This window comes from Ectobacillus sp. OTK, from assembly GCF_059698935.1.
The window spans coordinates 920,492-940,937 of sequence record NZ_AP048547.1 but is presented as its reverse complement, the minus strand read 5'-3'; the positions used below and the strand labels follow the sequence as shown (position 1 = coordinate 940,937).

General features: G+C 37.2%; 19 protein-coding genes and 1 pseudogene. 6 read left to right on the top strand and 14 right to left on the bottom strand.

Annotation, left to right across the window (positions count from 1 at the left end; all coding sequences use genetic code 11):
* Positions 1-145: 145 nt before the first annotated feature.
* Both AC6HZ4_RS04645 and prsA read right to left on the bottom strand, forming a co-directional pair.
* Positions 146-883 carry a ZIP family metal transporter gene (locus tag AC6HZ4_RS04645; protein WP_497495599.1) on the bottom strand — a complete coding sequence of 246 codons (738 nt, stop codon included), beginning with the start codon at positions 881-883 and terminating at the stop codon, positions 146-148.
* Between the two features lie 844 nt (positions 884-1,727).
* Positions 1,728-2,570, bottom strand: coding sequence for a peptidylprolyl isomerase PrsA (gene prsA / locus AC6HZ4_RS04640; RefSeq protein ID WP_497493850.1), 843 nt, complete (start codon positions 2,568-2,570; stop codon positions 1,728-1,730).
* 540 nt (positions 2,571-3,110) lie between these two features.
* On the opposite strand from prsA, the gene AC6HZ4_RS04635 reads away from it, so the two are divergent.
* Complete coding sequence (locus AC6HZ4_RS04635; RefSeq protein ID WP_497493849.1) at positions 3,111-3,431, top strand: double zinc ribbon domain-containing protein; 321 nt, start codon at positions 3,111-3,113, stop codon at positions 3,429-3,431.
* Between the two features lie 112 nt (positions 3,432-3,543).
* A complete protein-coding gene (locus AC6HZ4_RS04630) occupies positions 3,544-4,638 on the top strand; it encodes a PIN/TRAM domain-containing protein (RefSeq protein WP_497493848.1) in 1,095 nt (364 codons plus the stop codon).
* A gap of 420 nt (positions 4,639-5,058) precedes the next feature.
* Here the strand turns inward: AC6HZ4_RS04630 and AC6HZ4_RS04625 are convergent, their stop codons facing one another.
* Entirely contained in the window at positions 5,059-5,910 is an 852-nt protein-coding gene (locus tag AC6HZ4_RS04625; RefSeq protein WP_497493847.1) for a cytochrome c oxidase assembly protein, read from the bottom strand.
* 193 nt (positions 5,911-6,103) lie between these two features.
* Here AC6HZ4_RS04625 and tnpC point away from each other — a divergent pair, with 193 nt between their 5' ends.
* Positions 6,104-7,522, top strand: coding sequence for an IS66 family transposase (gene tnpC, locus AC6HZ4_RS04620; RefSeq protein ID WP_497492759.1), 1,419 nt, complete (start codon positions 6,104-6,106; stop codon positions 7,520-7,522).
* A 108-nt stretch (positions 7,523-7,630) separates the two neighbouring features.
* Here tnpC and AC6HZ4_RS04615 read toward each other — a convergent pair whose 3' ends face one another.
* A complete protein-coding gene (locus tag AC6HZ4_RS04615) occupies positions 7,631-7,837 on the bottom strand; it encodes a hypothetical protein (RefSeq protein WP_497493846.1) in 207 nt (68 codons plus the stop codon).
* 120 nt (positions 7,838-7,957) lie between these two features.
* Between AC6HZ4_RS04615 and AC6HZ4_RS04610 the strand changes: the two genes are divergently transcribed.
* Positions 7,958-8,152 carry a hypothetical protein gene (locus AC6HZ4_RS04610; protein ID WP_497493845.1) on the top strand — a complete coding sequence of 65 codons (195 nt, stop codon included), beginning with the start codon at positions 7,958-7,960 and terminating at the stop codon, positions 8,150-8,152.
* Between the two features lie 245 nt (positions 8,153-8,397).
* On the opposite strand, the pseudogene AC6HZ4_RS04605 reads toward AC6HZ4_RS04610, so the two are convergent.
* From AC6HZ4_RS04605 to AC6HZ4_RS04570, 8 genes and pseudogenes are all read right to left on the bottom strand, one after another.
* A pseudogene (locus AC6HZ4_RS04605) lies at positions 8,398-8,553 on the bottom strand (cadmium transporter); the annotation flags it as partial.
* 132 nt (positions 8,554-8,685) lie between these two features.
* Complete coding sequence (locus AC6HZ4_RS04600) at positions 8,686-9,042, bottom strand: hypothetical protein (protein WP_497493844.1); 357 nt, start codon at positions 9,040-9,042, stop codon at positions 8,686-8,688.
* Between the two features lie 168 nt (positions 9,043-9,210).
* On the bottom strand, positions 9,211-9,510 hold the full coding sequence (locus AC6HZ4_RS04595) for a cytochrome o ubiquinol oxidase subunit IV (RefSeq protein WP_497493843.1): 300 nt from the start codon (positions 9,508-9,510) through the stop codon (positions 9,211-9,213).
* A 1-nt stretch (position 9,511) separates the two neighbouring features.
* On the bottom strand, positions 9,512-10,123 hold the full coding sequence (locus AC6HZ4_RS04590) for a cytochrome (ubi)quinol oxidase subunit III (RefSeq protein WP_497493842.1): 612 nt from the start codon (positions 10,121-10,123) through the stop codon (positions 9,512-9,514).
* Positions 10,123-12,087: a cbb3-type cytochrome c oxidase subunit I gene (locus tag AC6HZ4_RS04585; RefSeq protein ID WP_497493841.1), complete on the bottom strand. Its 1,965-nt coding sequence runs from the start codon at positions 12,085-12,087 to the stop codon at positions 10,123-10,125. The genes AC6HZ4_RS04590 and AC6HZ4_RS04585 overlap by 1 nt, the downstream gene beginning before the upstream one ends.
* Positions 12,088-12,117: 30 nt before the next feature.
* A complete protein-coding gene (locus AC6HZ4_RS04580; RefSeq protein ID WP_497493840.1) occupies positions 12,118-13,029 on the bottom strand; it encodes a ubiquinol oxidase subunit II in 912 nt (303 codons plus the stop codon).
* A 598-nt stretch (positions 13,030-13,627) separates the two neighbouring features.
* Entirely contained in the window at positions 13,628-14,722 is a 1,095-nt protein-coding gene (gene desB / locus AC6HZ4_RS04575) for a Delta(10) desaturase DesB (protein WP_497493839.1), read from the bottom strand.
* A 606-nt stretch (positions 14,723-15,328) separates the two neighbouring features.
* Entirely contained in the window at positions 15,329-15,631 is a 303-nt protein-coding gene (locus tag AC6HZ4_RS04570) for a hypothetical protein (RefSeq protein ID WP_497493838.1), read from the bottom strand.
* An 871-nt stretch (positions 15,632-16,502) separates the two neighbouring features.
* On the opposite strand from AC6HZ4_RS04570, the gene AC6HZ4_RS04565 reads away from it, so the two are divergent.
* Together AC6HZ4_RS04565 and AC6HZ4_RS04560 are read left to right on the top strand one after the other, a co-directional pair.
* Positions 16,503-17,873, top strand: coding sequence for an IS4 family transposase (locus AC6HZ4_RS04565; RefSeq protein WP_497493837.1), 1,371 nt, complete (start codon positions 16,503-16,505; stop codon positions 17,871-17,873).
* Positions 17,874-18,138: 265 nt separating this feature from the next.
* On the top strand, positions 18,139-18,750 hold the full coding sequence (locus tag AC6HZ4_RS04560; RefSeq protein WP_497493836.1) for a DedA family protein: 612 nt from the start codon (positions 18,139-18,141) through the stop codon (positions 18,748-18,750).
* Here AC6HZ4_RS04560 and AC6HZ4_RS04555 read toward each other — a convergent pair.
* A complete protein-coding gene (locus AC6HZ4_RS04555; protein WP_497493835.1) occupies positions 18,715-18,897 on the bottom strand; it encodes a signal peptidase II in 183 nt (60 codons plus the stop codon). The two genes, AC6HZ4_RS04560 and AC6HZ4_RS04555, sit on opposite strands and share 36 nt — an antisense overlap.
* Before the next feature lie 403 nt (positions 18,898-19,300).
* Positions 19,301-20,257 carry a sugar ABC transporter substrate-binding protein gene (locus AC6HZ4_RS04550; protein WP_497493834.1) on the bottom strand — a complete coding sequence of 319 codons (957 nt, stop codon included), beginning with the start codon at positions 20,255-20,257 and terminating at the stop codon, positions 19,301-19,303.
* Positions 20,258-20,446: the final 189 nt, after the last annotated feature.

Here is a 20,446-nt window from a genome sequence, read left to right as displayed (position 1 = left end):
GATTGCGCTAACGCTGGGACTAGGCCTATTAGTATGCTTGTTAATCAGATTAGTTTCTTTCTTTAATAATTCATTTGTTCAAGCAAAAGAAAAAATCCAAAAGATAAAATCATTGAGCTTTACACTATAAGGATTTCTTTCTTTTTTAATGATGCATAAAGTATTTGATATATATGTGTACAATGACTAAACCTGCTGATACAAAGATGCTAAAGGAAAGTAAGTTCATATTTTGTTTGGCTTTCCACAGTATTTCGTGTATAGCTACGTATCCCAACGTTCCTATAGCACTTCCCATAATAACACCTTGTAAATGTTTTGAATCCTCTTGTACAAATCCCCCTAATATTGTTCCTATCCCTAATACAACGGATAATAAAAGAATTGTTCCAATAAACGATGTAAGCTTAGATTGAGTAAATAGAAATGGTATCATAAGACTTAATCCTTCTGGAATATGATGAAAAATAATAGCAAGCAATAACGAAGATGCCGATTCATTATTATGGACTAAAGCAGATCCAAATGCCATCCCTGTAGGGATATTATGAATACAAATAGCCAGTGATAAAAATAAAAAGGTTTGTAAAGCTTGCTGATTTGTCCCACTTGATTTATGACCATGAAAGTATGTGTGAACAAGTATCATAAATAAAAAGCCGACCCCTATCCCTAATACAGGACCAACAGGAGAATGTTCTGAAAAAGTATCGGGGATAAGCTCCAAGAAGAGTAATCCCGCTAAAATCCCACCACAAAATGCATATAAACTATACATTTTTTCTTCTATTACTTGTTTCGTAATCACTCCCACCGTTCCACCTAACAACAATCCTCCCAAAGCAAAGATTGTTGCCATGAAGGGGATTACATACGTTCCCATCTCTTCACCCACCGTCTATCTTCTCTTATTTTATCCTATTCTTACTATACGTCTGATAGTCCAAGTACTTTCGCTACCGCTTTTTGGGTTTAAATCATGTAACCCGTAATATCAGAAACCATGTTACTGATTTTAATTGAGATTTTGCTTTAGAGATGGTTTTTGATAGAGGTTTAAAGATATTTTCATCACATTTTAGGTTGGATTTTTTAAGTCTTAAATACTATAGGTTTTGAGAATCTCTTAGCTTATAAAAACGTTAAAATGTGCGTGCTACCCCGTTATAAAAGGGATGCTGTTAACGAAGCTACATGCATGTAGTTAATATAATTTGATATTATTGAAGTTTAATATAAAGTGTATAATATACCTAAGATATATTATACATTTCAAAAATTTAAGCACTTACCAGTACTATTCAATGGAGTACTCGATCGTATAGCTTATAAAATTAATGTTTATACCAGTAAGGTAATGAAACCTAGGACTTTCGTTAAGGTATGAGAACAAAAAATAGAGGAGGAATTATGTTGCCCAGCGACATTTTGTTTATGGAGATAATTGTTACAGCAGGAGGATTTATTGGTATCCTAGCTTTATTTGTTCATATTGCAAAGACACTTAAAACGGACGAAGTAAGCTAGGGTTAAGGAAAAAATCTATTCTTTTTAAGAGGTTCTCGTACTTACATTGCTTTGAAACAAAAGAAACCGTCATTCAAGCTGGTAAACGGTACATTCACCTTTACAATACCGAACGGTTTCAGAAGAAATGAAATAACCTGAGTTCAATTGAATATCGAACTCAGGTTTGTGCTGAATTGAATAAGGATCTTTGTTATTTTTTACTGTCCCGCTGGCTGCTCGGCAGGTTTTAATGCATCTTTTAAATCTTTATCTTTTATTTTAACATCCGCTTTCTTAAGTTCTTTATCTACAAAATCGTTCATAAACGTAGAATCCTGCATTTTTTGTTTTACAAGCTGATCTTTAATCTTTTCTTTCTCTTGTTCAAAAGGTTTCAACTCTTTAATGTCTGTTACTTTGATGATATGGTACCCGTATTGTGTTTTTACAGGATCGCTCACTTCGCCTTTTTTCAGCTTATAAGCAACTGCTTCAAATTCTGGATTCATTTTGCCAGGACCGAAATAATCTAAATCGCCACCTTTGTCTTTAGACCCTGTATCTGTAGAATACTGCTTCGCTAACTCTTCAAATGATTGACCTTGATTAAGTAAATCCTTAACCTTCTTCGCAGTTGCTTCATCCGCTACAAGAATATGACTTGCACGAATTTCCGGCTTATAGTTCGCCTTTAACTCTTTATCGGTAAGAGTGGCAGCTACCGCTTTTTTGAGTGCAAGACTCGCACGAATTTCCTTTTTGAATGTATCTTTCGTCATGCCATTTTGTGCAAGAAGAGTCTCGAATTGGTTACCGTATTGCTTCTTCGCATTATCGAATTCTTTATCTACGTCTTTATCACTTACCTTATACTTTTTTGTGAAAACTTTCTCAACTACTAACTGCTTAAGAATACCTTGACCAGCGCTCTGCTTCATTGCATTGTAGAATTCTTCTTTTGTTACGTTTCCAGCACTCGTCTTTACAATTGTTTCGGAAGAACCGCAAGCAGAAAGTGTGAGGACACTGGCTGCAGCTAGTGCAATAAATACTTTCTTCATTCAATAACACTCCTATATATGTATTTTTTGATGATACAACAAGTAATATAACATATTTTGTCCATATATGACTTTTCTTCTTTTTTAGTATTATTTAAATGTATATAAATATAAGTTACAGAGGAGTATCCTAATTGTGTTTACAACACTCTCGGGTACTCCTTATCTTTATTGCGAGTACTATCTGTTACAGAAAGTATGCCAGATAGATAACTTTTGTTATGAATAGCGGTTTTTGATTGAATGATTTTCCTTTCCTTTTAGTTATCTTGTTTGGCTGTAGTAGCCGAACTTAAAGTTTTTATAGGATGGCTGCAAAGTTTATCTACCATTGATATAAAGTGGAGATAATAAATGAGATGTATTGACACATTAAGATTCAAAACCATATAATGAAATCAATACATGAACAATTGAGTAATCATTCATATATTGATGAAAATGCAGACAAGTTCACGTATATTATACAACTAGCTCCTATAATGGCTGTATGGAAAGATAGCTTTTTGACAGTTCTGAATATGTATAAAGGATATATATATGTCACATTTTTTTAAACGTTTATTAGGTGATCATCACCACAACCATCATCGTCGTCACCATGGGCATGGTCATCACGATCATTATCATGATTACTACGAAGAACCTCGTCCATATCGCTACGAGGAACCAAGAGTTACTCCAACTCCTTCCCCTATCATTATTTGTGGGCGTTGCGGCATTTCTAACGATGGAAGTCATAAGTTCTGCTATGAATGTGGAGATAAGCTACAAAAGACTCCTGTGGCTTGTCCAAAATGCAATACTCCTGTCATGGGACATGCAAAATTTTGTCAGCAATGTGGAACACCAATTGGCTGAAAAAACCTTTAACAGTTTGGTAAACAAATCAACAACAGCAAAAATATATCCGCTTTTGCATTCGACGTTTTCCGTTGAAAAATGCCGACAATAACGAGTAGGGGGTGTTTGAATGTTAAAACGGATTGTACAGTTATTCTTTTTGATAATAGGCGGGGCTTTAGGTATGATCCTCATTCCTAAATTAGCAGGTGTACTTCATATCGTTCCTATTTCATGGTTGGAAGAGTCTTATATTCGGGCTATTATAGGTGCAATCGTCTTGTTTATTACAACATTCTGGACGGTAGATTATATCGTTTATTTGATTAAATACGCCGAAGAGGCATTGGTGAAGGCACCAGTGACAGAAGTTTTATTTGGAGGTTTAGGTCTTATTTCCGGACTTATAGTAGCTTATTTAATCCTTCTTCCTCTTAAGATGATTACAATCCACGTAATCAGTACGGTGCTGCAAATTTTTGTAACGCTTTTGCTCGGATATATTGGCTTTCGAGTAGGCTTTAAAAAACGAAACGAGTTAATTGCGCTTTTTTCATTGCCACAACGCGTTGGAAAGCGTAAAAACAATACCGAGGAAGAGGTTGAGAGACAATCTGCTACTTTTAAAATTTTGGATACGAGTGTTATTATTGATGGAAGAATTGCAGATATTTGTCAAACCGGCTTTTTAGAAGGAACAATGATTATTCCGCAGTTTGTATTGGAAGAACTACAGCATATTGCTGATTCTTCTGATACTCTAAAGAGAAATCGAGGAAGACGCGGCTTGGATATTCTGAATAAGATTCAAAAAGAGCTTCCGATTAAAGTTGAAATTTATGAGAGAGACTTTGAAAATATTCAAGAGGTGGACAGCAAATTGGTGAAGCTCGCTAAAATCATGGGCGGAACCGTTATTACAAATGACTTTAACTTAAATAAAGTATGCGAACTCCAAGGTGTCGCTGTTTTAAATATCAATGATTTAGTCCATGCGATTAAACCAGTCGTACTTGCGGGCGAAGAGTTGAGTGTGTACGTCGTAAAAAACGGAAAAGAATACAATCAGGGTCTCGCTTATTTAGATGACGGTACGATGATTGTGATAGAAGATGGACGAGAGTATGTTGGTTCTCAGCTTGACGTACTTGTAACGAGCATACTACAAACCTCTGCTGGCCGCATGATTTTCGCAAAGCGAAAACTATTAGAAAAAGCATTATAACTGGGAGACTGTACGTTACAACCTGCAACCTGGAGATTTGCCCACATGCCTTTTACTGCATGTGATGTCAGCGGGCTTCGCCATGTCGCTTTTGCTTCATGGCGCCTCTTAGGCTACGGGAGTGGAGTCTATTCTCCCGATTGGACTTTCACCAACTAGATAAAGTGTCCCTATCTAGACATGCCGATACTCCAGCGTTGGCTGTAGTGAGATAGAATCTATTGTTTTTTTCAGTTCTGTATCCGTGATGACAAACCAACACAGCTGTTTGGCTTCATCGGATTACTCCCATGCCAGCACTCCCTCAAAAAGTAGAGGAAAACGAAAACAAAGCCGGCTTATGCCGGCTCTACTTAACAGAACCATTTTTTTAATAATAGGGTGAAATCATGAAGTAAACAGTATCAACATGTCCAAGTGTCATAAATTTCGAAGATGCTTTAAACGTTCCAAGTTAACTTTGTCTTCTTCCTTCGCTTTCTTTTTTTCATCTCGAACCCATTGAAAGAAAACTGTTGCTAACACGATTCCATAAATGACTTCCTGCATAACCTTCATGAGGACACCCCCAGCTTGCTGATCATCGAGAAGGGACAATCCATACAATCTAGGCAAATCACGGTAGGCTTGATATAAAATTTCTTTTGAAAAGATAATTAAGGCACATGCTGGAGTTAGTAACATCCCCATTCCAAATATATATGCTATTTTATGTAATGATTTTAACTCATTAAAGCCAGGTATTGGTGACAGAACTGGCCACCACATAAAAAAGGCTGTAGGCAACAAGATGATTGTAGACACATTCATCCATAACCTATTAGACATAATGGTATCAAATATAAAGGGAACATGATAAAAAGAAAAGAGAACATTGAATAAAATTAGCGCGATTAAAGGCTTAGTTAAAAAGGTTAATCCTTTTCGTAAAAAGACTTTTTGTAAAATTGGCTCAACTAACCGTGATGGTAAACCTGCCAAAATTAACGGAGGAACGGCTAAGTACATAATTGATTGTTGCCCCATATGAATTAAAAATAAAGAATGCCCTAACTGATTCAATGGACTTCCCTTCACAACAAAGAAAAGAAATATCCCAAGCAGAAAGGAGAATTTTTTAAATCGACTTACAGGATAACTCTCATTGTATTTTATCCTGACTAATCCTGTTGTATATAAATAAAAACTTGCCAACAACATAAGAATTACTAGTAAAAAAGGATCCCAACCTGTCAGAAAGTTCACTTCTTCCACGTGAGTCATATTTGACATTCAGGGATACAACTCCTTTCATGACATTAATGATTACTATTTTGGGGGATAAAGAGAGTTCGTTCCGAACAACGGTAGTAACTACTCAGGCTACCCACCTTCACGGTGGTTTCATATTTTCTAGTTTTTCAAGGTTTAGTCCCTCCCATCCCCGTTTACACTAAAGATAGACGATAAAATGGAGGTGAAGGGTATGATAAACCGAGAACAAATTTTAGAAGCGTATCATCAAGGTCCAGAAGCTGTTGTTTCCTTGTTTACGGAAACATTCACAGCCTTAGAAGCACGTGTTCAAGAATTGGAAGCTCGCACTAAAAAAAACTCCAAAAACAGTCATAAGCCCCCGTCATCAGACGGGCTACAAAAGCCGAAGACAAAGAGTTTGCGCGGGAAAACAGGACGGCTCACGGGTGGACAGCCAAAGCATGTGGGCTATACCCTTCATCAAGTTGAGACACCTGACCATACGGTGCGCCATTCTGTTACTTCCTGTTCGCAGTGCCAGACTTCCTTACAAGGAGAGCCTGTTATCGGTGTAAAGAAACGACAAGTGTTTGATCTTCCGCTCATCATTTTGGAAGTGACAGAGCATCAGGCAGAGAGAAAAATCTGTCCACACTGTCTTCATACAGAAGAAGCTACTTTTCCAACAGAAGTGAAAAATGTTGTACAATATGGACCGCATGTGGAACTCATGGCGGTGTATTTGGCATGCCATCAGCACTTGTCTCTCTCACGGACAGCTGAGTTTTTTCGAGATGTCTGCCACCAATCCATTAGTGAAGGAACTCTTAACACGATGATTCAACGTTGGAGTACGCGCCTTCAGCCAGTTGAAGAAGAGCTGCGTGAACTCGCTCTGATATCTCCTGTCGTACACTGCGATGAAACTGGAATCCGTAACGAAGGAAAGATAGAGTGGGTGCACACATTCAGCACAGAACGGGTAACGCTCCAATATCATCATGTCAAGCGCGGCAAGGAAGCGATGGATGAAATTGGGCTTCTTCCTTCTTACGAAGGAATCACTGTGCATGATGGCTGGTCTTCTTATTTCAAGTATGACAAGTGCCAGCATGTGTTGTGCAATGTCCATCATTTACGAGAACTGCAAGGCATCTATGACCATCGCAAAGAGGAGTGGGCCAAGGACATGATGGACTTCTTCCAGTCCGCCAAGAAAGCAAAAGAAGAAGCAAACGGAACATTAACACCCCATCAACTCCTAGACTTGGAACGAAAATACGAAGCCATTCTTACCGAAGGTGAGAAGATTCATCCACCCGCCAAGAAGGAAACGAATACGAAAGGTCGCGTCAAACAGAGTAAGGCATATAACCTTCTCCGTCGTCTAAGACTTCACAAAGATGCGGTGCTGGCATTCCTCATTCATCGGGACCTTCCGTTTGACAATAACTTAGCGGAGCGAGACATTCGCTCTATCAAAATTCGCCATAAAATCAGCGGCTCGTTCCGAAGCAAGTACGGTGCCAAGAACTATCTGCGTATCCGCAGTGTAATCGGTACTCTACGGAAACAAGGAAGATCTGTTTTTCAAACACTCAAAACGTACAACGAAACAGGAGTGATGACTCTGACTCCTATGCGATAAGCATAGGGGCTGCCGCTTGGTAGCCTCTATTTGTCTTGCATATCTTTAGGGAGCCTGAGTAGTTACCAACGGTATTTTACAACTGGAGGAAACAACTATTATAAGTTATTACTTGGTCTTTCTGTTATCCTCTTCTTTACAATGATTCGTTGTCTGGAGTTTCCTTTCTAATCCTTCAAATTTTGCCGCTTCTTTTTTAGATAGACGAATAAGTAATTTAACCACCATAAATGAAATAATTGTAATGATAAGAAATGTAAGGACAGCTGGGATATACTCTGTTTTATCCTTTGGAAAATATAGATACTCCATCATTCGTAGTCACCCCATTATAATCAATTTATTATAAAAATAGATTGTAATTCGATTTTACCATCTTTTTACTGTATTTGATATGTTAAAATATATTATATACGATATGTAGGGGGATACTGTATGAAACGAAATAAAATGATTTTAACAACAATTTGGCTAATAGTTACAATATTAGCGTCAAACCTCTATGTACAAGTGACACAGTCAATTATTGCCTTCTTTATTGCGATGTGTGTGTATAGTATAGCTATTTTATATGCTATTAGAATACTCATTCATTTTATAAGGAGCAATAAAAAAGGAACATATATTTAAATTTGTATAAACTAAGTAAAATATGAAATTTTATGTAGGAAGGTGGAAATAGGACAACATCGTCTTTTCAGTTCATATAAGAATATGGGTAGAATCATATATAATCTCATAATGCTACCTAATTTTCTTCATTTTCAGATTCTCTTATACATAGTATATAGAAAAACCCCCACCTCTTTACGATAGAAAGAGGTGGGGGAGAAAAGACAATTAATTATATTGTATTGATAAGGTTATTTTTCTCTTTAGGACTCTTTTACTCGCAACACCCGCATAGCATTCAATATGGCGAATAGTGTAACTCCTACATCTGAAAATACAGCTTCTCTCATAGTCGCAATTCCGAATGCGCCTAATAAGAAGAAAATGCCTTTGACTCCTAAAGAGAACACAATACTTTCCATACAATACGGTGGATACGTTATGCAATACCAATAGCACTTTACACCCCATCTAGCTTTTCTTGTTTCATTCTATTCTGAGTATATGTTTGTTGTCCGTATATCTCGTTTAAGCTCGATCGTGAAGCACCTTTAGTGATGGCCATTAGCAGCGGACTGTAAAAAGAAATAAATAAGTCCTTCTGATAAAAAACCAATAATTAGCATAATAGCAATAATAAATAAAAACTTCCTACGATATAATAGTCCTTGATAGGATTCCCCGTTTTGTTCCTTTCCCTTAATTTGCTTCGTTAGATAAAAAATATATGTTAATACTAAAAATAAACTCACTCCTAGTGCAATCAATACATATAAAAAGATGGTATATGTTTTTGAGGATATTTCAATTGCTCCAGCATGGTTGGCAAATGCATTCTGTTGGTTAGCAAAAAAGGAAACGATAAATAGAACCATTAATAAAAGAAATCTATTGATCTTAGAAGCCATATTTCATCTCTCCCTCTAAATAAAAGTCTCCATCTTATTCATCCTCTTTGATAAGAAGGATATTATGTTGAAAATCAGTGAAATGATAACAATAATATGCTTCCTTACTTATTCAAGTCAAAAGCGAAGAACAAGTGTCCTTCGCTTTTCTCTAGTCAATTACTCAAATTAAAAATTCATTACCCATGCCGAACCGCCAACAACTGTAACAGCAAGCAGAATTCCTACTGCTAAGGTTGCAAGAATATATCCACGATTTTTGGTTTCCTTCAAATGCATAAAGTAATAAATTTGAACAAGGAATTGCAAACATGCAGCTAATAAAATAAATATTATTAGTGATGTTTTTGCCATCATATTATTTAATACGAGCACCAATGGAATGATTGTCAATAGTATTGAAAGGGCAAAACCTATAATATAAGACTTTGCAGATGCATGATGTTCTCCATTATTATTCTTACTCATCTTACATCACCCCTAACAGATAAACAACAGTAAATATAAAGATCCATACAACATCTAGAAAGTGCCAATATAAACTCACAATAAAGATTTTTCGATTGGTAACCTCATTTATTCCATAGCGAATTAATTGAATAATCGCTCCTGTCATCCAAACAATACCGACTGATACGTGAATTCCATGCGTTCCTACTAATACATAAAACGCAGAGAGGAAAGCACTAGTCGATATGGTTGCACCTTCGTTAACGAGGGTGATAAACTCAGTGACTTCCAATCCAACAAACGATACACCTAGGAGCACAGTTATAATTAACCATCTAACTGCAGTTTTAACATTTCCATTCTTTAGCCCTAATGTTGCTAATCCGCTTGTAAAGCTGCTTGTTAACAAAATAAATGTTTCTGCAACAAATATCGGGATGCTAAAAAGCTCTTCCCCTGTAGGACCTTCGTTATACCGTGTTCTTAAAACGACAAAAGCAGCAAAGAGTGTTGCGAATAATATTAAATCTGTAATTAAAAATATCCAAAATCCAAAGGTTCTCAATGAACTTTCATCATGACCATGATCTTCATGGTCATGATGCTGATGATGCAGAAGTGCATGTTTCATTAGCGTGCACCCCCTATTTTTGCCTCTGTATATTGAACTTCTTCTGCAGAAATATAGTAATCTGTATTATTTTGGAAATAACGTGCAACCATCGAAGCAGCAACACCGACTAATCCGATTAATCCCATCCATGTCCATTCAAATGTAAAACCAAAGCCCGCAATAAACCAAAAGACTCCCATTATAAATGGTATACCCGAATCTTTCGGCATATGAATCGACTTAAATTTGGATTGTTTATTTTTATAGGTTTGGATACCCTTCTGTTTCTTATACCACCAATCATCTAGTTCTTCAACTTGCGGAATAAATGCAAAATTGTAGGCTGGTGCTGGTGAAGGAATCGACCACTCTAATGTACGTCCGTCCCAAGGGTCACCTGTCTTATCTCTTTCACCATGCTTAATGCTATATACAATTTGCCATACTTGAAACACGAAACCAGCCCCCATGAGAAAGGCTCCAATTGTTGAAACAAAATTCAATGACCACCAGCCTGTATCCCATCCGTAAGTGTAAGAGCGGCGTGGCATCCCCATGAATCCTAATGCATATTGCGGCATAAAGGTAACGTAGAAACCGATATTCCAGAACCAAAATGCCCATTTTCCGAGCTTCTCATTCAGCGTAAAGCCAAATATTTTTGGCCACCAATAATAAAGTCCTGCGAAAAATCCAAATACTACACCTCCGATTAATACCTGATGGAAGTGAGCAATAAGGAAATAACTATTGTGGTATTGAAAATCTGCAGGAGCAACTGCAAGCATAACACCTGTTGCCCCCCCAACTAAAAATGTTGGGATAAAAGCAATTGTCCACAGCATAGGGGTTGTCATTTGTATACGGCCTCTAAACATTGTAAATAGCCAGTTGAAGACCTTAACCCCTGTTGGTATCGCAACCGCCATCGTTGTAACGGCAAAAAATGAATCTACAGTAGAACTTGCCATTGTAAAGAAGTGGTGTACCCATGTAAAGAATGACAGTAAGCTAATGCTCAGTAAAGCAAAAACCATTGATTTGTAGCCAAATAGTCTCTTTTTAGCAAATGTGCTTACAACTTCGGAGAAAATCCCGAACGCAGGCAGTATAACTATATAAACTTCAGGATGTCCCCACATCCAAATCAAGTTAATATAGAACATCGGGTTTCCGCCGCCATCCAAAGTAAAGAAATGAGCACCGAAGAAACGGTCAACAAAGAGCAATCCGAGTGTTACAGTTAGAACTGGAAAAGCAAAGATAATAATAATACAACTTGCCAAAACCGACCAAGTAAACTGTGGCATCTTCATTAACTTCATTCCAGGTGCACGCATTTTTAAAATTGTTACCAAGAAGTTGATACCAGTTGCCAAACTTCCGATTCCTGAGATTTGAATACCCCAAATATAGAAGTTTTGACCAGGGCCTGGACTAGAACTTAATTCAGATAGAGGCGCATAGCTAAGCCATCCTGCGTTAGGAGACCCCCCAATAACAAAAGACAAGTTAAAGAGCATCGCGCCGAAAAAGAATAACCAAAAGCTAACTGCATTTAAAAACGGATAAGCAACATCTCTCGCTCCAATTTGCAGTGGCACAACCATATTAAATAAAGCAAACATTAAAGGCATCGCCATGAAGAGAATCATAATCGTGCCGTGTGTTGTAAAAATTTCATTATAGTGTTCTGCATTTAAAAATTTCATATCTGGAAAGGCAAGCTGCGCTCGCATTAAAAGAGCATCAACCCCCCCACGGAATAACATGACTAAAGAGGCAATCAAGTACATGATTCCAATTTTTTTATGATCAACCGTCGTTAACCACTCTCGCCATAACCAACCCCACTTTTTAAAGTAGGTAAGCACAAAGAGAATTCCTAAACTTGTCAACACAATAGATACATCCGCCGCATAAATCATGCTGTTTCCTGTTACAAAAAATTCTGATGCAAAGGATTTTATATTTTCCCACATTATTTTTATTTCCTCCTTTCTGTTGTACTCTTATTCGTCTTTATTGTTTGATGAGATATTTTCATCTTTTACGTCTTGATTACTTCGATAATACTTGCCGCCATTTTTGTTAACAATAGACGTAAATAAATCAGCTGGGAAAGAAGAATATTCCGTTTTTTCAACAAGACTAGGTTGACTTAGTTTTGAATATCCTTTCATTGTTAGTGAAGGAGCATCATTTTTTACTTGAGTCACCCACTTATTAAAGTCTTTTTCTGATGTGGCAATCACATCGAATTTCATTTCTGTAAATCCTTCTCCACTGAAGTTATTAGCAGTACCAAAATAAGTACCTTTTTCCTCAGCCTCTAACCAGAGTTGTAACGTTTTTCCTGGCAATGTATATTTCTGTCCACCTAACTGAGGTATCCAGAACGAATTGATTGGTGCATCTGTCGTTAACTCAAACCGTATTGGTCTATCAGTTGGGATTTGAAGATAGTTAACAGTTGCAATCCCTTGCTCCGGATATTGGAATAACCATTTCCAATCAAGTGATGTTACTTGGATTGTCAGTGGTTTAACATTCTTCGATGTTGGTTTATCAAGAGCAAATGTGTCTCTAACAGTAAAGACGCTTAAGATTCCAATAAGAATAATTGGAATTGCCCACCATACAATTTCCAGCCATTTATTATCGTCCCACTCCGGTTTAAATGATGCCTTGTTTCCTGGCTTATCACGATATCGAATAACGATATATGCGAAAAAAATCAAAACAGGAATGATAACAACAGCCAATAGAACGGTTGAAATCACAATTAAATTTAATTGAATTTCACCGACAGGTCCTTTGGGATTCAGAACAATATACTCTGGACTGCAACCGGTCAATACAGCTATTAAAAGAACAAAACAACTTATGATTGACAAATTTTTAAGTGGCTTTATTACCTTCAATCTTTTACTCCCCTCTCTTTTGATGTCTAGTTTGGCATTGAAACAAAAACAAATACAGACTTTGGTGTGGAACCTAATTCATTTTATCATGATAAACACAGTGAAAAGAGTTTTTTAATTAAGTTCACAGATTGTTCGATATTTTGCTATATTCATCCAAATTTATGAACAGTTCTCAATTCATTTTAGAATCCCTTAGCTTATTCTAAAAGATACTATAGGAACGATTTTATGACATCCTGTAATATGGAATAGAGGTTCTTATGACACGGGTTGGACAACATAACCTTTTTTAACTGTTTCCATCTCCCTTTCTTTTGCCATGTCACATGTGAAATTTGTACACTGCGGATCTGCTTGGTGTGGTTAAAAAACAAGAAAAGCGGACATGACTCGGTTTACTTGCGAAAGGGACAGTTCTCTGCATATTGAGATACTTTTTGCCTTGGTGGACAGGGGCTTTCCCCACAACAAGCTGGTCATGGGAGCTAGACATCGCCTCCAAAACGATACTTCCTTATCTAATACAAATAGACCGTCATGCGGAATCCTTATATGGTATCAGATTCTCCATGACGGTCATTTCGTTTCTTGTTATTTATTGATTTTTTACCTTTCGATAGACAGGAAGAGCAGCTTCCTTATCCTCTAGGCTTTGAGCTTCAATATTGCTTGGATCCAAACCATGTCCTAAAGTACCATACACAGTTCCAGTCTCAGGATCAATGAGCTCTGTATGATTATGATAAATTCTTGGCGTTTGCCATAAAGCAGCCAATGCTGTTGTAAGAGGCATTTCAAAGTAACGATCCGGCCACATTTCCTTCACTTTATCTTTTACCATCGGGAAATATTTTGGATTCATTCCCGGAAATAAGTGATGCTCGGCATGATACGAGAATTGGAAGTGTAAAACGTCAACCCATTTTGGAACCGTTACACTTAGCGTATTCGCAAGCGGATCATTTACCGTTGTAAGTGGGTTCAAGCGATGGTTCGTTGAGATATAGCCCATTACGATTGCGTTTGCGATTAAAAGCGGTAGTAGGTAGGCAAAGCACCATTTTACTGGACCAAGCCATACTAACAAGGCAATCCACGTTGCCCAAGGTAAAATAAGCTGCAGCCAAACAACCGGACGATCTTTTGGCTTAAATTCATTCACATATCTTTTAAACATTCTTGAAGAATGAAAAGTAAACGTTAAGGACAGTAGAGTGAAGCTAATAACGGTACGAATCCACAGCGGCAACTTATAGATTTTCCGCAACAGCGGTCTCTGTTGCAGCTTTTCAAGAGTTGCCCAAGCATCCGGATCGTCATGCTCATCCTGTGTATGAATGTGATGCTCCATATTGTGCCACTTTCTCCAAAGTTTTGGTCCAAGACATAATGGCCAAAAGCCGATAGCGCCTATAATATCGCGCCATTTCCTATTTCGTATTACTGTACCGTGCAAGACTTCATGAGCAAAAAGTCCTAATCCACCGTAGCTCAACCCTAACACAATACTAACTGCAAGCTTAACAAATACATTCAAATCAAATGCCCCAATTGCTGCAATGCCAGAAACCGCAACAATAAGATAAGCTAGTCCACCCCAAAGTCGGGAAGGAACAGGCTGAAAAGCTTCTTTCGGCAGATGCGGAGCTACACGGGCTGCATACCACCCGAACGTACGCAATTCATTCATCAATATACCCCTTTACTTTTATGACTTATTCCAGAAAAAGCATGATACTTATTTATCTTTGTTAATAAGAAACCCCATGCAGCCTTTCCTGCAACTGCTACCGCACAAGTTCTAGTTCATCTTCCGACTCTATTATTTGGATATGTTTTAATGTTCAATTTCTCTCATTAGACACAGACTATACATTTTTCTGGACACTAAAACTAAGAAAATTAAAACCAGCTACTAAGACACGATATTAAACTTCTTCCGCTGAATTGTCAATTTACTTATAGAAGCCAAATTTTGAGATGAAATGAAAAAGAACAGGGAAGATAATATAGTCTTTGCTCCATATCATAAGACTTTTGTGCAAAAGTGATTGGATTTGGAGTTTTATAACCTTTAAAACGGGCCATTTCTTTTATATGGAGCAAGGAGCAGGGTTAGAAAATGCCCTAATCCAAAATAGCGCTACCGGCTGTACTATTGTATTCAATCAAACATGATGCAAGGTTTTACCTGCTGGGAACGGCTTTAGATAAGGTAATATATGATGAACAATCACACATCCCCAAAAAGTTATACTTTCTTAAAGTACAAAAAAATTAACCCTTATGTTAAGGGTTAATCATATAATGCAAGAAGCGAGTCATCCAGCTTTTTTCGTTTTTTTTGTTTTTCCTCATGTTTCCGTACGGAATAAATGATTGAACTAATTAAAAATGTTTGCCCACTGGCAAGTAAAAATCCCACCCCAACTAAAACTGTTAATCCACTTTTATAGAAACCGCTTACAAATAATACACAAAAAAAGATTCCGATATACAGATAGACCTGAGCAATCTTTTGCATCATCAAAGCCGGCTTGAATTTTTCACCTTTTTTGGCAACATGTTTTTTAAAGGAGTATACTTTTAAAATATTCATCACTCCAATCTGTATTTACTGTACAGTTTAATCTTACTACAAAAGAATCAAAATGTTCACAAAACTTTAACAATTTGTTCATAAATTGTTAAAATTTACATGAAGTTTTTTATGTATATTTAGTAATATGAAATCATTAGGTAATACTTCTAATTTAAGTATTACACTTCAAAGGTTTAGAATATACAATGATTTCTAATCTAATTAATAAGAGACATGAAATATCATCACACGTTTCTTACATTTCCGCAGTTTATGTTTTTCAGAACGAAATACTTGAACAGCTGACTGCCTCTGCCTAGCTCATATTTATATTTCTTCATCCAGTCATGCAGGGTGCTTAGATTCATGGTTAATTCTCGTGCTACCTGTGCTATGATTCTTCCTTCCTCTAGCGGGTAATGAACAGTTTCGCTTTTATATTTCCACGACCGTAGGGATGCTCTTTATCAGCTGGTTGATTTGAAATTTTCATGGAATCTAAGGATGCTATGAAAGCTACACCACAGCAGCATTATGAATTCTGTCTTCCGCTAATACCTAACTAAGGAAGGATATACAAATAATAATTTTGATAAAAGTTAAAAGAATATTACTGATTACACTAATCCAAGCAGCTAATAAAGCGGTTCTACATCCTTTCTTAGTAACATAAGAAAAGAATAACGTGCTTTTGAATTTGAGGATAATATATTTCTTAACTTGATGGCGATATGCGCGCTCCCCCAAATAAAAAAGATGTGTAACTAAGGATGTAAAAACGAAAAAGAGGCCCTTTAACAGGGCATTGCCATCAACTTAAGAGAATGCATAAAACAACCAAACTAGGGCACCCTTTCATGCAGTACTACATGAAAGGGTGCCTTAATTTATGTCTACAAATCATGATACGCTATCTGAAGAGTTACGCATGCTTGGTGAAGAATTTCGACGTACATTCTCTGTACCTTACTTACAAGAGCTCGCATATCAAATAGGTATGATCCAAAGAAAACGAAAGTTTCGAGCACAGGATTTCGTGTCGCTCTGTGTATTTCTTGATCAGACAGTTGGTTCTGAATCCTTGGTTAGTCTTTGTACGAGGTTGAATGAAGCTACAGGTGTCTGTATATCCGCAGAAGCGCTCAATAAGCGCTGGAATGAACGGACAGTACAGTTTCTAAAGGAGTTGTTTCTTTATGCCTTTCGGCAAAAAGTGTGTCCTGTTGCACCATTAGACAGCCGTTTTACACGCATCCGTATTTTGGATTCCACGTCTTTTCAGCTTCCTCCGTCCTATGCTTCCACCTATCGCGGAAGTGGCGGAGGCGGCTCTGAAGCCGGAGTGAAAATCCAACTAGAATATGAACTTCTGTCTGGAGAGTTTATGGAACTGGAGGTGGATCATGGGGTCAGCAATGACGCCAAATACGGGAAAAAGCGGACACAGACATTGGAGGCTGGAGACCTCGCACTTCGTGACCTAGGCTACCATTATATTGCCGACTTGGAACGTATGACAGAAAGTGGAGCGTACTACATCTCTAGAATCCGTTGGAATACGCAAGTATATCAAAAAGGAGAAGATGGAAGCTGGATTTTGTTGAATATAGAAGCGTTAACGAAGAACTTACAAGAGGGAGAAACACTCGAACTGTCAGAGGTGTATATCGGACTAGAGTACAAGCATCAGACTAGGCTCATTTTGTATCGTCTAACACAAGATGATTGGGACAAGCGCTTAGTACACCATAAGAAGATGAAAAAGAAGATGCCGAAGGCTGCGAGCAGAGTGAACCTTTTAGTGACCAACACTTCTCCAGAAAAGTTACTGGCTACGGAAGTGTATGCCTTCTACTCATTAAGCTGGCAGGTGGAGATTCTCTTTAAAACTTGGAAATCTATTTTTCAGCTTCACGTGACAAAGCCGATAAAGTTGGAGAGGTTTCAGTGTCACTTATATGGACAACTCTTACGCCTATGTTTGGTAGCAAGCATTACCTACCAGATGCGGAGACTTCTGTGGGAGAAGCAACGGAAGGAAATAAGTGAGTTTAAATGTGCCTATATGGTGAAAATCTATCTTGCAAAAATACGCGCTGCGCTTCTTTCCACCTTCCAACATCCTGTTTCAGTGCTGACTAGGCTCTTTCAAGATGTAAGTAAGAACGGAAAAAAAGCACAGCGGTACCGAAAAACAACGCCGTTTGAAATCCTAGGTTTAATAGAAACATCAACGGCTCAGCTTCCTGTGGCTGCATAAAATATGCATCGAGAGAAGCTGTATTTGAGTATGTCCAAAAATGTATGATTTTATTCATGACTTGTAAAAAAAGTGCACCTGATGCCAAAGGCATCAGGTGCACTGAACTAAAGTTGATGGCAATGCCCTGTTAAAGGGTCTCTTTTTTGTTAATCCTGATTGTATGTAATTTATGTTTACTATTTAATATTTTTTATTTCTTTATTATCTATCCTGGTATTAGAATAGATAATAGAAGTAAAGGACAACAAGAAAGGGTGATTTATTGGAACAACAATTCTCTTATTTAATAAGCCAATACGGATATTTCGGGATTTTTGCATTTTTAGCAGTGGGGATCTTTGGATTACCTGTACCTGACGAAATGCTTATGACATTTGTCGGATATACTACCTATCAGGGAAAAACGTCATTTTTTCTTTCTTTGGTAAGTTCTTTTTGTGGCGCCATGGTAGGAATTACAATCAGTTATTTATTAGGATCAAAGTTAGGCCTTCCCTTTCTCAAAAAGTTCGGCCCCAAAATTCATATTACAGAGCGGACAATCGAAAAAACCCAACGTCTTTTTGAGAAATATGGGAATATTCTAATATTCGTGGGTTATTTTATTCCAGGTGTAAGGCACGTCACTGGATATCTCGCAGGTATCTCTAACATTGGGATCCGTAGATTTGGGTTGTTTGCATATACAGGTGCGCTAATTTGGAGTTTTACTTTTATTGGTTTAGGACATGAGTTAGGGGAAAAATGGTTCCTTGTTCAACAGTATATAGATCGCTACAGTGTGCACATTTCTTTGATATTGCTGTTCCTTGTAGGATTGGGATGGTTTTTTGTAAAATCATACAAAAAAAATCAAATCTCTTTTAAAAAATAGAGAAACAAGTAGTATTGCTCCTGATACAAGAAACGCATCTACTGTATTAAAAATAGGATAATTAATCACGCGAATATCAAAGAAGTCAACGACTTCTCCAAAAATGAACCGATCAATTGCGTTTCCAAGTGCTCCCCCTATGAACAAACCCCAGGCACAACGGATCCATTTGTTTTTTACATTAGAGGTACCGCCACATGGCCATCAACTTAATGGAACAAGTTATCCCTGAAATGATAAATTAGCCTTATAACAAAAGGTACAAAATCTTCATTTTGGAGGTGTCATAAAATCTTAACTTAATAGCTATGGGGTGCTACCTCGTAAAGAATTATTGAACAGCAGGAATGGCTGGATTGGAAGAAAGACGTGAAAAAAATAAAGAAGTTTCAGGAAAACCAGAGGCAAAAAAGAGACAAATACAGAAGAATTAGAACTTCAAAGATTTCATAGGGATATGTTCAACTTGTCCTTATATGTTAATTTCTACCCCAACCTGGTCACTTCCAGTAAAAATCTCATAACTTTATTACTGGTCAATGGCGAAACCTTACTTCAACAATTCTTTCAGAAAATCCAGTTTTTGCTTCGCATTATCTTTGGTGATAAGATCTACACCCGTATCAATATTTTTTCTAAATCGTTCTCCCTCTAGCACTTTCCATGTGGTTTCAACGCTTATGTACCCCATATCATAAGGATTCTGTGCTACTGTACCAGGTAACGTTCCTTCTTTTATTAACTCATTCATTTCGATAATTCCATCTGCTCCTATGACTGGCATTTTATACCCTTGCTTCTTAATCACCTCTACAGCACTCAGTGCCATGATGTCACTTGTAGCAAAGATACCTTTCACATCAGGATGATTCTGTAAAATCGTTGTCATTGCTTTTCCAGCCGGCAAAGCTTCATTTGGTAAATCTACTTTTTTTGCTACAATTTTGATTCCTGCATCTTCTAAACTAAGTGTAGCTCCTTTTATCCGGTCACTCGAAACTGGACTGATTACATCTCCGGCAATAAGAGCCACTTTATCTCCAGGCTGCAGCCCTGAAGCTAATAGTTCGCCTGCTTTTCTGCCTAACTCAAAGTTATCGGTACCAATATAAGCAGTTTTATGTTCCAGAGGAATATCTGTATCTATTAGTAATACCGGAATCTTATGTTCGACAAATTTTTTTAAGATAGACACGACCTTAGGTGATTGCAATGGGGAGACAACTAATACATCTGGATGTTCATTCAGAATATTTTTTAACGTATACTCTAGTACATCTTTTTCTGATTTGTTACTAGGTGCGACAACTTTACCATCTATATTAAACTCTCGAAATCCCTTTTCTGCTCCTGCTTTCACAATATTCCAATACTGTGTGTCTAGGTCTTGTAAAACAACGGCTACTTTAGGTCTATCATCTTTTCTAAGGAACTTGACTATACATCCTATTACAGTAGCTAGAAAGACCGAACTAATCAGTAGGATGATCCATTTCTTTTTCATCATTTATTTTCCTCCATGTACTGCATATCTTCAATTTGCATGTTTGTATAACTGGGTATATGTTTTTTGATATAACTAAAAAATGTGTATTGGTTTTAAATTCTAATCTGTAAAAAGTTATTACATTTCCATCTTCATATAATATTTCGGCTAGTCCTTCTTTGTCTATGATTTTACAAAAAATACAGGTAT

What these genes read in the sequence shown, in the direction of transcription:
- AC6HZ4_RS04635 (WP_497493849.1), top strand. Translation starts at nt 3,111, where the DNA reads ATGTCACATTTTTTTAAACGTTTATTAGGTGATCATCACCACAACCAT.
- AC6HZ4_RS04645 (WP_497495599.1), bottom strand. Translation starts at nt 883, where the DNA reads ATGGGAACGTATGTAATCCCCTTCATGGCAACAATCTTTGCTTTGGGA.
- AC6HZ4_RS04570 (WP_497493838.1), bottom strand. Translation starts at nt 15,631, where the DNA reads ATGAATATTTTAAAAGTATACTCCTTTAAAAAACATGTTGCCAAAAAA.
- AC6HZ4_RS04595 (WP_497493843.1), bottom strand. Translation starts at nt 9,510, where the DNA reads ATGAGTAAGAATAATAATGGAGAACATCATGCATCTGCAAAGTCTTAT.
- AC6HZ4_RS04600 (WP_497493844.1), bottom strand. Translation starts at nt 9,042, where the DNA reads ATGGCTTCTAAGATCAATAGATTTCTTTTATTAATGGTTCTATTTATC.
- AC6HZ4_RS04625 (WP_497493847.1), bottom strand. Translation starts at nt 5,910, where the DNA reads ATGTCAAATATGACTCACGTGGAAGAAGTGAACTTTCTGACAGGTTGG.
- tnpC (WP_497492759.1), top strand. Translation starts at nt 6,104, where the DNA reads ATGATAAACCGAGAACAAATTTTAGAAGCGTATCATCAAGGTCCAGAA.
- AC6HZ4_RS04565 (WP_497493837.1), top strand. Translation starts at nt 16,503, where the DNA reads ATGTCTACAAATCATGATACGCTATCTGAAGAGTTACGCATGCTTGGT.
- AC6HZ4_RS04590 (WP_497493842.1), bottom strand. Translation starts at nt 10,123, where the DNA reads ATGAAACATGCACTTCTGCATCATCAGCATCATGACCATGAAGATCAT.
- AC6HZ4_RS04630 (WP_497493848.1), top strand. Translation starts at nt 3,544, where the DNA reads ATGTTAAAACGGATTGTACAGTTATTCTTTTTGATAATAGGCGGGGCT.
- prsA (WP_497493850.1), bottom strand. Translation starts at nt 2,570, where the DNA reads ATGAAGAAAGTATTTATTGCACTAGCTGCAGCCAGTGTCCTCACACTT.
- desB (WP_497493839.1), bottom strand. Translation starts at nt 14,722, where the DNA reads ATGAATGAATTGCGTACGTTCGGGTGGTATGCAGCCCGTGTAGCTCCG.
- AC6HZ4_RS04615 (WP_497493846.1), bottom strand. Translation starts at nt 7,837, where the DNA reads ATGATGGAGTATCTATATTTTCCAAAGGATAAAACAGAGTATATCCCA.
- AC6HZ4_RS04610 (WP_497493845.1), top strand. Translation starts at nt 7,958, where the DNA reads ATGAAACGAAATAAAATGATTTTAACAACAATTTGGCTAATAGTTACA.
- AC6HZ4_RS04585 (WP_497493841.1), bottom strand. Translation starts at nt 12,087, where the DNA reads ATGTGGGAAAATATAAAATCCTTTGCATCAGAATTTTTTGTAACAGGA.
- AC6HZ4_RS04550 (WP_497493834.1), bottom strand. Translation starts at nt 20,257, where the DNA reads ATGATGAAAAAGAAATGGATCATCCTACTGATTAGTTCGGTCTTTCTA.